We start from the raw sequence: 12,829 nt of genomic DNA, 5'->3' as shown, positions 1-12,829 counted from the left end.
GCCCACAGAAAAGCCTTGTGTCCACCACTGATACCAATTCACGAAAATCTTGAAACAGATCCAAATCCGGAACCCCTTGTCAAGTCAGGATTTCTCAATTGCGAATTGCGAATTGCGAATTGTGAATTGGTATGAAACGTCCGCGTAGACTTTTAGTTTTCCCAATGTATAGTAAACCATCGGTTTTGTGTCTGATTGCATAGATACCAGGACGAGCAGGAATATCGTTAAAATCACGGTTTAATCGTTGACATTCTTCAAAGGGAGTAAAAGCGATCGCATCTAGGATTCTCTGAGCTTGAGCTTGCAATTCAGAGTATTTTGTTGCCATGAAAACAAAAAGGCTAATTATACAGAAATTATGTTCCCATAAATTTTATCCCAGCGTAATATTGTGTACTATCAATCAATTCAAAATGAATCAAGATTGATAACAAAATTTGCTGAACTTTAAGATTCATGTAATTTCAAAAGCATGAAGTTGTTTTAAGTGCCACCTGAATCATAATCAGGAAGTAGTTTTGAGCGATCGCCACATCAAAAAACCTCCAAACACCCCACTTCATCAAAGCTGATAGTTTTGGGACAATCCGAAAAAGGCAAAAGGTAAAAGGCAAAAGGATTTCTGCTTACTTTTTTTACCCAGTCCCCCATCCCCAGTCCCCAGTCCCCAATCCCCATTTAGGAGAACATATTAATGAAATTGGCTTACTGGATGTATGCAGGCCCGGCTCATATTGGTACTCTGCGAATCGCTAGCTCCTTTAAAAACGTTCATGCTATTATGCACGCGCCTTTGGGCGATGATTACTTTAACGTCATGCGCTCCATGCTATCGCGGGAGAGGGACTTTACCCCAGTGACAGCCAGTGTAGTTGACCGCAACGTGTTGGCGCGTGGCTCTCAAGAAAAGGTAGTTGATAACATCACCCGTAAAGATGCAGAGGAACACCCAGATTTAATTGTGTTAACTCCCACCTGTACCTCTAGTATTTTGCAAGAAGACCTGCACAACTTTGTTGAACGGGCGCAAATAGAAGCCAAATGTGACGTGATGCTAGCAGATGTGAACCACTACCGCGTCAACGAACTGCAAGCAGGCGATCGCACTCTGTACCAAATCGTGCAATTCTACATTGAGAAAGCCCGTAGAAAAGGCGAACTCCCCACCAGCAAAACCGAAAACCCCTCAGTTAACATCATCGGGATTTCTACCCTCGGTTTCCACAACAACCACGACTGTACAGAACTCAAAAGGCTGATGGCTGATTTAGGAATCGAGGTAAACGCCGTGATTCCTGAAGGTGCGTCAGTTCATGAATTGAAAAACTTACCTAGAGCTTGGTTTAACCTTGTACCTTATCGGGAACTCGGCTTAATGGCGGCTAATTATCTACAAGCAGAATTTGGTACACCTTACGTAGATATCACTCCGATGGGTGTTGTAGAAACTGCTAGATGTATCCGTAAAATTCAGCAGATAATTAATGAGCAAGGTGCAAACGTTGATTACGAAGAATACATCAACGAGCAAACCCTGTATGTATCTCAAGCTGCTTGGTTTTCCCGTTCCATTGACTGTCAAAACTTGACTGGGAAAAAAGCTGTGGTATTTGGTGACAGCACCCACGCTGCCGCCATCACCAAGATTTTGTCACGGGAAATGGGGATTCATGTTGTATGGGCGGGAACATACTGTAAATATGATGCTGATTGGTTTCGTGAGCAAGTCAGCGAATATTGTGATGAAATTTTGATTACAGAAGATCATGGCGCAATTGGGGATGCGATCGCCCGTGTTGAACCCTCCGCCATCTTCGGTACACAGATGGAACGCCATGTTGGTAAACGTTTGGATATTCCCTGCGGTGTGATTGCTGCACCTATTCATGTGCAGAACTTCCCCATTGGTTATAAACCATTCTTGGGTTATGAAGGGACAAATCAAATTACAGATTTAATTTATAATTCCTTCACTTTAGGAATGGAAGATCATCTATTAGAAATATTTGGTGGACACGATACCAAGGAAGTTATTACTAAAGGAATTTCTGCGGAATCTGATTTGAATTGGACAAAAGATGGTTTAGCAGAATTGAATAAAATTCCTGGGTTTGTGCGCGGTAAAGTGAAGCGAAATACCGAAAAATTCGCACGCGATCGCGGTATCAAAGATATCTCGGCTGAGGTACTTTACGCTGCCAAGGAAGCTGTAGGTGCGTAGATTCACGGTTATTCATTAGTTTTAAGCAAATTATGATTTAAGTAAGAGCGTTCATGTTTCATGATCACTCTTACTATAATTTCTTAAATAACTAATGATAACAATATGGATGACAAAAATTTAAGTCTTTGGATTAAAAGTAATTTTGATTTTGTTCCAAAAGATTTACATAAATACAGAAAAGCAATTACTACTAGACAATATGAAGTTTTAGAATTTTTCGGTGATTCGATACTAAGTTTTATTGTGTCTGAATATTTAGTTATAAATTATGCTGTAGACAAACCAGGATGGTTTACTGAAGTTAGAGCTAAACTTGTAGAAGATAAAAATTTGTCTCTCATAGCTAGAAAAATAAATTTAGCTTCCTTAGTGATTATTCCTAATACAAGTAATCGGCTACAAATTACTGATAGAGTAATTGCTGATGTTTTAGAAGCAATTATAGGAGCAATTTATTTAGACCAAGGATTAGACAAAAGCAGAGAAATAATTATAAAGCTATTTGAACTAAATAAAATCCATGCTCCCGATAGTCAAGAAAAATATAACAATATAAAAGAACAAAATATTATTGGTGTGGAAAATCCCATCTCTACATTACAAGAATTATTAGCTAAATATGGTATCTCTCCACCTCAATATATTGATATTGAAAAAAAAGGACCTGATAATGCTCCAATATTTACCATAAGAGCTAATTGTATATTTAGAGGGAAGTATTTAACAGCCGATGGAACTGGAGGTTCAAGAAGAGAAGCTAAAAGAAATGCTGCTCACAAGCTACTGGTTATGGTGTTGAAATCCTAAATGTAAGTTAGTTTTAGTAGCACTGACGGAATAAACCCAACACCATGATCCTTGTTGGGTTGTGCTAGGCTTGACCCAAGCCACGTTTAATGCTCTATACGCGAAACTTATACTTTTCTATTTTTTAGCCGCCTAAGCCAGTTTGATTGTCTATTCTAGAATCTAGGGCATATCAAACAGCCACCGCGCTTTTATATGCCAATACAATAAAAAATTTGGATGTAAAACACACATACCTGTGTGGTATGTCTGCTGAAAATCTTTAGTTTCAGGGCGTTGTAATGCAAACAAATTGGAAAATCGGGTCTTTATTCGGCATTCCACTATTTTTAGACCCTCTATGGTTTGTAATTCTGGGGTTAGCAACTCTCAATTTTGGTGTAGCTTACCAAGAATGGGGAAGTATGACAGCTTGGAGTGCGGGGATAGTCATGGCACTGCTGCTGTTTGGTTCGGTATTATTACATGAATTAGGACATAGTTTAGCAGCGCGATCGCAAGGAATTAAAGTTAATTCCATCACCCTATTTTTGTTTGGTGGTATCGCCGCCATTGAAGAAGAATCGAAAACTCCCGGTAAAGCCTTTCAAGTAGCCATTGCTGGGCCGTTGGTGAGTATTGGGTTATTTTTACTACTCCGCTTAAGTGGGAGTTTTGTCCCTGATAGTAGCCCAATTAGTATGATGGTGGGCGATTTGGCGAGAATTAACTTAGTTGTTGCCCTATTTAACTTGATTCCGGGTTTACCTTTAGATGGTGGACAAGTTTTAAAAGCTGCACTGTGGCAAATCACCGGGAATCGCTTTCAGGCTGTACATTGGGCAGCTAGGGCTGGACAGATTTTAGGTTATAGTGCGATCGCTTTAGGATTTGCGGTAGATTACTTTACCAGAGAGTTAGTCACTGGTTTATGGATTGCGTTGTTAGGTTGGTTTGCTATTCGTAACGCCAACACCTATGATCGCATGACCACATTACAAGAAACCTTACTGAAAGTGACAGCCGCCGATACAATGACTCGTGATTTTCGCGTCATCGATGCCAACCAGACTTTACGTTCCTTTGCCGATGCTTATCTATTAGAGACAACAACACCAGTTTATTTTGCTGCTTCCGATGGACGTTATCGCGGTATGGTTGCCATTGAGGATTTACGCTCAGTAGAGAGAAGTGAATGGGAAACCCAAACTCTCCACAGTATTGTGCATCCTCTGACAGAGATACCCACAGTTACAGAATCAACTTCCATAGCGGAAGTCATCAACAAGTTAGAAAATGAGAACTTACCGCGCCTGACTGTCCTGACACCTGCTGGTGCTGTAGCCGGAGTCATTGACAGAGGAGATATTGTTAAAGCTTTAGCGCAAAAGTTAGGTTTGCGGATGACTGATGCAGAAATTCAGCGCATTAAGTCAGAAGGTAGTTATCCGCCTGGATTGCAGTTGGGGGTAATTGCCAAGTCAGTCAATTAGTAGTGATCACTTGATGTGGAGAAAGGTATCATGACAACTACTACTGACAAGAGAATGGGCATACGAGAACGCCTTGCGGCGAATGCGTGAGACAAAAATCATCCCACTAATCAGCAATGCCGTAAAGTTTTAACCGCCGATGTCCGTTGATAAATACCGATAATTAGCCAGCGTTATCCGTGTTTATCAATGTGGGTTGGCGGTTGTTGTGCGATTGGCTACGCCCCAACCTAGGCGATCGCATTATGCAAAACTACATCCTCTCCAACACCGGAATACCTAGTAACGATAAGCCTAATTTCAAAGTTCTCGCTGTCAAATCACACAGAACCAAACGTGATGTCCGCAGTGGTTCTTCTGCATTCAATACAGGTACTCCTTGATTGCGGTCATAAAACACATTAAACTTTTTACTTAGCTCGTAGAGATATTCACACAACCGATTAGGCAACAAATCTTCCTCTACAGTGCTAATAACTTCACCTAGTTGCAGTAAGAATTTAGCTAATGCAAATTCCGTGTCATGCTGCAATATCACTTTGGCATTACTTCCCAATTCTGCAAAGTTAATCCCACCCTTGCGGCTAATGCCTTGAATCCGAGCATAAGCATATAGCATATAGGGTGCGGTATTCCCTTTAAGATCCAGCATTTTGTCATAGCTGAAAATATAGTTACTGGTGCGGTTTTGGCTTAAGTCAGCATACTTCACTGCACTGATACCAACTACCTCAGCAACTTTGTTAATAAATTCTGCTGTTTCTTCTCTTTCTTCTGCTTTTAATCTAGTTTCTAAATCAGCGTGGGCGCGAGAAACTGCTTCATCTAATAAATCCCGCAACCTGACAGTATCACCAGAACGGGTTTTGAATTTCTTCCCATCTTCACCTAACACCAAACCAAAGGGAACGTGAACTAACTCCACATCATCAGGAATCCATCCAGCTTTACGCGCTACCTGAAAGAATTGAGAAAAGTGATTAGCTTGTCCCGCATCTGTGACGTAAATAATCCGTTTTGCTTCATCTTTTTGAATGCGGTAATTTAGTGCTGCTAAATCTGTGGTGGCGTAGTTATAACCGCCATCAGATTTCTGCACAATTAAGGGTAAAGGTTCACCTTCTCTATTAGTAAAACCATCTAAGAAAACACACTTTGCACCCTGGTTTTCTACCAATAAACCAGATTTCTCTAATCCTTCTACAACTGTTGGTAGTAAGGGATTATAAAAAGATTCGCCTCGTTCAGTTAATTGGATATTCAGCAAATCATAAATTACCTGAAATTCTTGGCGTGATTGTTCACACAATAACTTCCAAGCATGAAGCGTATCTTCTGCGCCTGCTTGTAATCTGACAACTTCCTGACGAGCAGTTTCTTGGAAGGCTTCATCTGCATCAAATCGCTGTTTAGCTTTGCGATAAAAACTCACTAAATCACCGATATCTAAAGCATTTGCAGTAGTTAAGGCTTCTGGGTAGACTTCCCGCAGGTAAGCAATTAACATTCCAAATTGTGTACCCCAATCACCCACATGATTTAACCGCAATACATCATGTCCGCGAAATTCGAGAATGCGGGCAATAGAATCACCGATGATAGTAGAACGCAAGTGTCCGACGTGCATCTCTTTGGCAATATTCGGACTAGAAAAATCGACTATTTCACGTTGTGGGTGTTTCGCTGTGGGAACACCGAGTCGGGAATCTGCATGAATAGCGTTCAATTGCGCTTCTAGGTAAGCAGTTTTCAACTTCAGATTGATAAAACCAGGCCCAGCTATTTCTGGAGATTCACAGATTTCGGAGACATCTAATTTTTCTACAATAGCAGAGGCGATCACTCTGGGTTGCTGTCCTAATTTCTTACTCAGGGATAAAGCCACGTTGGCTTGATAATCACCAAATTTAGGATTGCTAGCAGGAACTAAAATCGGATCTACTCCGGCGTACTCATCGCCAAAAGCAGCAACCATTGCCTGCTCAAGTTTTACCTTTAGTTGTTCTTGTGTAGCGTTCATAATATAGATGTTATCTGTTCGAGGGGGCTATGGGCTGCCTATTGGACTTTCTCCAAGGCTTGATTATTTTAACCTTAAAATCTAGTCAGCTAATCTCATTCAGGATTGTCATACTACAGTACAATCCTCGCATAAATTCCCGACTCTGATAGTCTATCAAGGATGACTGAAACCATCACTTGTGTACCTGTAATATGCTGTTTACCATGACAGGTTTGAGGATTAATACTAATGTGTTCTTGCCAACTAGTCATGGTTTTAAGTTTTTTTGGTTAAAGCTGTTTATAGGCGATCACTTGTTGTTATGATGTCAGTTGAAATGCTCGAAGCATAAGTTGTTCTCTCATTATTTTCAGTAGTCACCGCATCACAATTTCATCCATACCTATGATTAATAGGCAAAGTAATACAAGCTTTTATACCACAACTAAAGATTCATCTTCTTCCCAAGTAAATAATGCTTCAAGTTCACCTGATTCAGCAAATGTTATTGCAGCTATTAAGCATTGAGGTAAATTAACACAAATTTTCTCAGAATAATTTCCGGCTTGTCCACCTACAACTAATCTTTGTTCATTAGCAGAATTAGTATTATTGCTTTTTGCTTTTATTAATGCTTGATAAAAAATAGATAAATTAATTTTTTTAACAGAAGTATCTGATTTGGATATTTCATAATCAATCGGATGCAAAAGACTATAAAAAATCTCGTTATCTAAAGTTACAGTCACAATATATTGACCATCATTACCTCCACCAATCATCATATAACTTTGATCATCAGCTTCTAAACTTACTAAAGTTTTGATTTTACCATCTAACTCACAAATAGCCGTTTTGATTTGTTGCCAATTTGGATTTTCAATGACAGTTTCTTCATTTCTGTTTCCTGTCCATTTATCTGTATATAACTTAGATACAAACATTATGTTCTCCTTGTCTTGGGAGCGGTAACTTTCATGCTTTTACTTCCACTGGGAGTAATAATTTCTAATTCTTCTATACCTACTTGATAAGCCATAGAATTAACAGCACCTTGTAAACCACAAGCACGACATAAATCTCTATCTACAGTCAAACGCGCTTTGGCTGCTTTAATACCTGCATCTAATACTTGCTGAAAAGCATCAGCTTCTGCATGAGTTCTAGAAATATTATTAACCTTCAGAGTTATTTGCCGACGATAAGGATTACTACTAGAATTTACACCAAAAAAAGTCTGACCATCTATTTCTAGTTTAGCAATTGTTGAGCCGTCAGTTTCACTATCAGCAGGAGGTAAACCCAGATGCTGTCTATATTCAGCCAAGTCATCAAAAACACTGTCCATTATATTCCTTGCTAATTCCACCTACGAAAAAATCCCCCACCTTGCGGCAGGGGATTTTTTATTACTTACCTACAAAACTAGCAGCCAGATCAACCGAACTTACCAGCAGTAGAAGCAATGAGGAAAGCTGCATAGGTGACAACGTAGCCAACTGTGAAGTGAGCTAAACCAACTACACGAGCTTGAACGATGGAGAGAGCAACGGGTTTGTCTTTCCAGCGAACGAGGTTAGCGATAGGAGTACGTTCGTGCGCCCAAACTAGGGTTTCGATCAACTCTTGCCAGTAACCTCTCCAGGAGATGAGGAACATGAAGCCAGTAGCCCAAACTAGGTGTCCGAAGAGGAACATCCAAGCCCAGACAGACAGGTTGTTCACGCCGTAGGGGTTGTAACCGTTGATCAACTGAGCGGAGTTAGCCCAGAGGTAATCACGGAACCAGCCCATTAAGTATGTAGAGTTTTCGTTGAACTGAGCAACGTTACCTTGCCAAATACCCAGGTGTTTCCAGTGCCAGTAGAAGGTTAACCAACCTACTGTGTTTAACGCCCAGAACAGAGCTAGGTAGAAGGAGTCCCAAGCGGAGATGTCGCAAGTACCGCCACGGCCTGGACCGTCGCAAGGGAAGGCATAGCCGAAGTCCTTTTTATCGGGCATCAGTTTAGAACCACGAGCATCCAAAGCACCTTTGACTAGGATGAGGGTGGTGGTGTGCAGACCGAGAGCGATCGCATGGTGTACCAAGAAGTCGCCAGGGCCGATTGTTAAGAACAGGGAGTTAGTACCAGAGTTAATGGCATCTAACCAGCCAGCCAACCAAACGTTGCCGTAGTTGGGGTAAGCGGTGTAAGCAACGCTATCGGGGTTAGACAACAAGGTGTCTAAGCCGTAGAGAACCTTACCGTGAGCAGCTTGAATGAACTGAGCAAATACTGGTTCAATCAAGATTTGCTTTTCAGGAGTACCGAAAGCAACTACTACGTCGTTGTGAACGTACAAACCGAGGGTGTGGAAGCCTAAGAAGAGAGATACCCAGCTCAAGTGAGAGATAATCGCTTCTTTGTGCTGTAGCACACGGTCGAGTACGTTGCCTTTATTTTGTTCTGGATCGTAGTCACGGACTAAGAAGATAGCACCGTGAGCGAAAGCACCAACCATCAAGAAGATAGCAATGTACTGGTGGTGGGTGTAGAGAGCTGCCTGGGTGGTGTAATCCTTCGCAATGAATGCGTAGGCAGGCAGAGAGTACATATGCTGTGCTACCAAGGAGGTGACAACACCCAAACAAGCCAAGTGCCAACCTAATTGGAAGTGCAGAGAGTTGTTGTAGGTGTCATAAATGCCTTGGTGAGGCATATTGAAAGGACCTTCAACAGTTTTGCCAAAGAAAGTTTTGGCATTCATCATTTCTTTGATGCTGTGACCAATACCGAAGTTGGTGCGATACATATGACCAGCAACGATAAATAGTACAGCGATCGCCAGGTGGTGGTGAGCCATGTCGGTCAGCCACAGAGATTCTGTCTGAGGATGGAAGCCACCTAAGAATGTCAGAATCGCTGTACCAGAACCTTGGGATGTACCAAAGATATGACCAGCTGTGTCTGGGTTTTGAGCGTAAACGCTCCAGTTACCTGTAAAGAAAGGTTGTAAACCTGCTGGGTGGGGGGCAGTAGATAGGAAGTTATCCCAACCTACGTGCTGTCCGCGAGATTCGGGGATAGCAACGTGAATCAAGTGACCAGCCCAAGCCAGAGAGCTAACGCCAAACAAACCAGCGAGGTGGTGGTTGAGGCGAGATTCAGCACTCTTGAACCAGGCGAGGCTGGGGCGGAACTTGGGCTGCAAGTGCAACCAACCAGCAAATAAACACAGGGCTGCGAATAATAACAGGCCAACTGAACCGATGTACAGTTCGTTATTTGTCCGCATACCGATGGTGTACCACCAGTGGTAGACACCAGAGTAGGCAATGTTTACAGGATTGCTAGCGCCAGCTTGGGTAAAAGCTTCAATTGCTGGTTTACCGAAGTGGGGGTCCCAAATCGCATGGGCGATGGGGCGGACGTGGAGAGGATCTTTAATCCACTGTTCAAAGTTACCTTGCCAGGCTACATGGAACAGGAGGCTGGAAGCCCATAGGAAGATGATTGCCAGGTGTCCGAAGTGAGTAGCGAAAATCTTTTGGTAAAGATTTTCTTCGGTCATGCCATCGTGGCTTTCAAAATCATTGCCCATGGCGATCGCATACCAAATGCGACGCGTAGTTGGGTCCTGTGCGAGATCCTGGCTAAATTTTGGAAATTTTGTTGCCATAGGTTTTGATATTTCCTCTGACCTTTAGCCATCATTTATCAAGCTTTAGGGGAGTTATGAGTTTTGAGTTAAAGGGCTTATTTTGAAACTCATCAACTCATCACTCATAACTCGATGAGCTAATTGCTAGCCTACTGAAAGTATGTGTGCGTGGAAGAATGCCCAGGTGGTAGCAATTCCTCCTAGGAGGTAATGAGCGACACCAACAGCGCGACCTTGAGTGATGCTCAATGCACGAGGTTGGATTGCTGGTGCTACCTTCAGTTTATTATGAGCCCAAACGATAGACTCAATCAGTTCTTGCCAGTAGCCGCGACCACTGAACAGGAACATCAAGCTGAATGCCCATACAAAGTGAGCGCCCAAGAACATTAGTCCATAAGCAGACAGCGCACTTCCGTAAGAGTTGATTACTTGTGAAGCTTGCGCCCACAAGAAATCGCGCAACCAGCCGTTGATGGTGATGGCACTTTGGGCAAAGTTACCACCAGTAATATGAGACACATTACCAGCTGCGTCTACTGTTCCCCATACATCAGATTGCATCTTCCAACTGAAGTGGAAAATCACAATTGACAAGGAGTTGTACATCCAGAACAATCCGAGGAACACATGATCCCAACCGGAAACTTGGCAAGTACCGCCACGGCCTGGACCGTCACAAGGGAAGCGGAAGCCTAAGTTGGCCTTATCGGGGATCAGGCGAGAGCTGCGAGCGAACAGTACGCCCTTCAGCAGAATCAGAACAGTTACGTGGATGGTGAAGGCATGGATGTGGTGTACTAGGAAGTCAGCAGTACCCAAAGCGATGGGCATCATAGCGACTTTGCCACCTACAGCCAAAATACCGCCGCCAAAAGCATAGCTAACTGGCTCTAAGGCGTTGGGAGCTGTACCACCAGGAGCTAAGGTATGCAGGTTCTGCACCCATTGAGCAAATACTGGTTGCAGCTGAATTGCTGTGTCGGAGAACATGTCTTGGGGACGGCCCAAGGCACGCATTGTGTCGTTGTGGATGTACAGTCCAAAGCTGTGGAAGCCGAGGAAAATACAAACCCAGTTCAAGTGAGAAATAATGGCATCCCGGTGACGAATCACCCGATCCAGAACGTTGTTTTGGTTCACAACTGGATCGTAATCCCGCACCATAAAGATGGCAGCGTGAGCCGCACCACCGACGATCAAGAAACCGCCGATCCACATATGGTGGGTGAACAAGCACAACTGAGTAGCGTAGTCAGTTGCCAAGTAGGGATAGGGGGGCATCGCGTACATATGGTGCGCGATGATGATGGTCAAGGAACCCAAGAAAGCAAGGTTAGTTGCCAATTGAGCGTGCCAGGATGTGGTCATGTTCTCATAAAGACCCTTGTGACCTTCCCCAGTGAAGGGGCCTTTGTGGTTTTCGAGGATCTCTTTGATGCTGTGACCAATTCCCCAGTTAGTGCGGTATTGGTGACCAGCGATGATGAAGAGTACAGCGATCGCTAGGTGGTGATGAGCAATGTCAGTCATCCACAAACCACCGGTGACAGGGTTTAAACCACCCTTGAAGGTTAAGAAGTCAGCGTACTGACCCCAGTTCAAGGTGAAGAAAGGTGTTAAACCACTAGCAAAGCCGGGGAACAAATCAATCAACAGGTCTTTGTTCAGGATGAACTCATGGGGCAAGGGTACGTCCTTCAGGGGTACGCCTGCATCCAAAAGCTTGTTGATTGGGGCGGAGACGTGAATCAAGTGACCAGCCCATCCCAAAGAACCGCAGCCTAACAGAACTTGCAGGTGGTGGTTCAACATGGACTCCACATTCTGGAACCATTCCAGTTTAGGAGCGCGTTTGTGGTAGTGGAACCAACCAGCAAATAGGAACAAGCCTGCTAGCACTAGGCCACCGATAGCGGTGCAGTACAGCTGGAAGGAGTTGGTGATACCCCAGCCCCGCCATACTTGGAACAAGCCGGAGGTGATTTGAATACCGTGGAATCCACCACCAACATCACCATTCAATATGTCTTGTCCCACAATTGGCCAAACGACTTGTGCGCTGGGCTTAACATTCAGTGGGTCGCTCAACCAGGCTTCGTAGTTAGAAAACTTCGCGCCGTGGAATATCATCCCGCTCAACCAGATGGTCACAACGGCCAGGTGTCCGAAGTGAGCCGCAAATATCTTGCGGGAAATGTCTTCTAAATCGCTTGTATGTGTATCAAAATCGTGGGCGAGGGCATGAAGGTTCCAAATCCATGTGGTGGTTTTGGGGCCTCTAGCTAGAGTTCTGTCGAAGTGTCCAGGTTGCGCCCATTTTTCAAATGAGGTTGGGACTGGATCGTTATCAACTATCACTCTGGCTTTTTTTTCCTCTCGCTCCGGAGGACTAATCGTCATTCGACCTCCTCTCTGATAAGGAATGAGGAATCATGAAACCACAAAGAGAACCACTATCGCTACCACCAGAATTTTGCTGGAGCTGCGATGAAGACGCTATGTGGAAAATTTGTTTCTGTTGAATTATAAAGTCTTAACTTGTACATTGTTAGACACATTTTAACAATAATTCAAAATCCCTAGAGTAATTGTCTTGTCAGCCTTTTAACTGCAAACTCTTGAGCAAAAAGTCAATAGTTTCTCGATTTAATTTACAAAGGATAACAATTCGTA

At 43.2% G+C, this 12,829-nt stretch carries 10 protein-coding genes; 3 read left to right on the top strand and 7 right to left on the bottom strand.

The window, feature by feature from the left end; all coding sequences use genetic code 11:
• Positions 1-94: 94 nt before the first annotated feature.
• On the bottom strand, positions 95-331 hold the full coding sequence (locus tag NOS7524_RS22110; RefSeq protein ID WP_083882628.1) for a GIY-YIG nuclease family protein: 237 nt from the start codon (positions 329-331) through the stop codon (positions 95-97).
• Positions 332-697: 366 nt separating this feature from the next.
• Here NOS7524_RS22110 and bchB point away from each other — a divergent pair, with 366 nt between their 5' ends.
• The 3 genes from bchB (at position 698) to NOS7524_RS22095 (ending at position 4,506) form a co-directional block, all read left to right on the top strand.
• Complete coding sequence (bchB, locus tag NOS7524_RS22105; protein ID WP_015140705.1) at positions 698-2,224, top strand: ferredoxin:protochlorophyllide reductase (ATP-dependent) subunit B; 1,527 nt, start codon at positions 698-700, stop codon at positions 2,222-2,224.
• A gap of 105 nt (positions 2,225-2,329) precedes the next feature.
• Entirely contained in the window at positions 2,330-3,034 is a 705-nt protein-coding gene (locus NOS7524_RS22100) for a ribonuclease III family protein (protein WP_015140704.1), read from the top strand.
• A gap of 281 nt (positions 3,035-3,315) precedes the next feature.
• Positions 3,316-4,506 (top strand): site-2 protease family protein, encoded by a 1,191-nt coding sequence (locus NOS7524_RS22095; protein ID WP_015140703.1) that lies wholly within the window; start codon positions 3,316-3,318, stop codon positions 4,504-4,506.
• Positions 4,507-4,759: 253 nt separating this feature from the next.
• Here the strand turns inward: NOS7524_RS22095 and argS are convergent, their stop codons facing one another.
• From argS to psaA, 6 genes are all read right to left on the bottom strand, one after another.
• Complete coding sequence (gene argS, locus NOS7524_RS22090) at positions 4,760-6,526, bottom strand: arginine--tRNA ligase (protein ID WP_015140702.1); 1,767 nt, start codon at positions 6,524-6,526, stop codon at positions 4,760-4,762.
• Positions 6,527-6,639: 113 nt separating this feature from the next.
• Complete coding sequence (locus NOS7524_RS28890; protein WP_015140701.1) at positions 6,640-6,780, bottom strand: DUF433 domain-containing protein; 141 nt, start codon at positions 6,778-6,780, stop codon at positions 6,640-6,642.
• A gap of 162 nt (positions 6,781-6,942) precedes the next feature.
• Entirely contained in the window at positions 6,943-7,452 is a 510-nt protein-coding gene (locus tag NOS7524_RS22085) for an Imm1 family immunity protein (RefSeq protein WP_015140700.1), read from the bottom strand.
• On the bottom strand, positions 7,452-7,856 hold the full coding sequence (locus tag NOS7524_RS22080; protein ID WP_015140699.1) for a deaminase: 405 nt from the start codon (positions 7,854-7,856) through the stop codon (positions 7,452-7,454). The genes NOS7524_RS22085 and NOS7524_RS22080 overlap by 1 nt, the downstream gene beginning before the upstream one ends.
• A gap of 89 nt (positions 7,857-7,945) precedes the next feature.
• Positions 7,946-10,171 (bottom strand): photosystem I core protein PsaB, encoded by a 2,226-nt coding sequence (psaB, locus tag NOS7524_RS22075; protein ID WP_015140698.1) that lies wholly within the window; start codon positions 10,169-10,171, stop codon positions 7,946-7,948.
• Between the two features lie 126 nt (positions 10,172-10,297).
• Positions 10,298-12,556 (bottom strand): photosystem I core protein PsaA, encoded by a 2,259-nt coding sequence (psaA, locus tag NOS7524_RS22070; RefSeq protein ID WP_015140697.1) that lies wholly within the window; start codon positions 12,554-12,556, stop codon positions 10,298-10,300.
• Positions 12,557-12,829: the final 273 nt, after the last annotated feature.

This window comes from Nostoc sp. PCC 7524 (assembly GCF_000316645.1).
Taxonomy (GTDB): Bacteria; Cyanobacteriota; Cyanobacteriia; order Cyanobacteriales; family Nostocaceae; genus Trichormus.
Note: the sequence above shows the minus strand (reverse complement) of the source record. Positions and strands in the feature narration are given on the sequence as shown.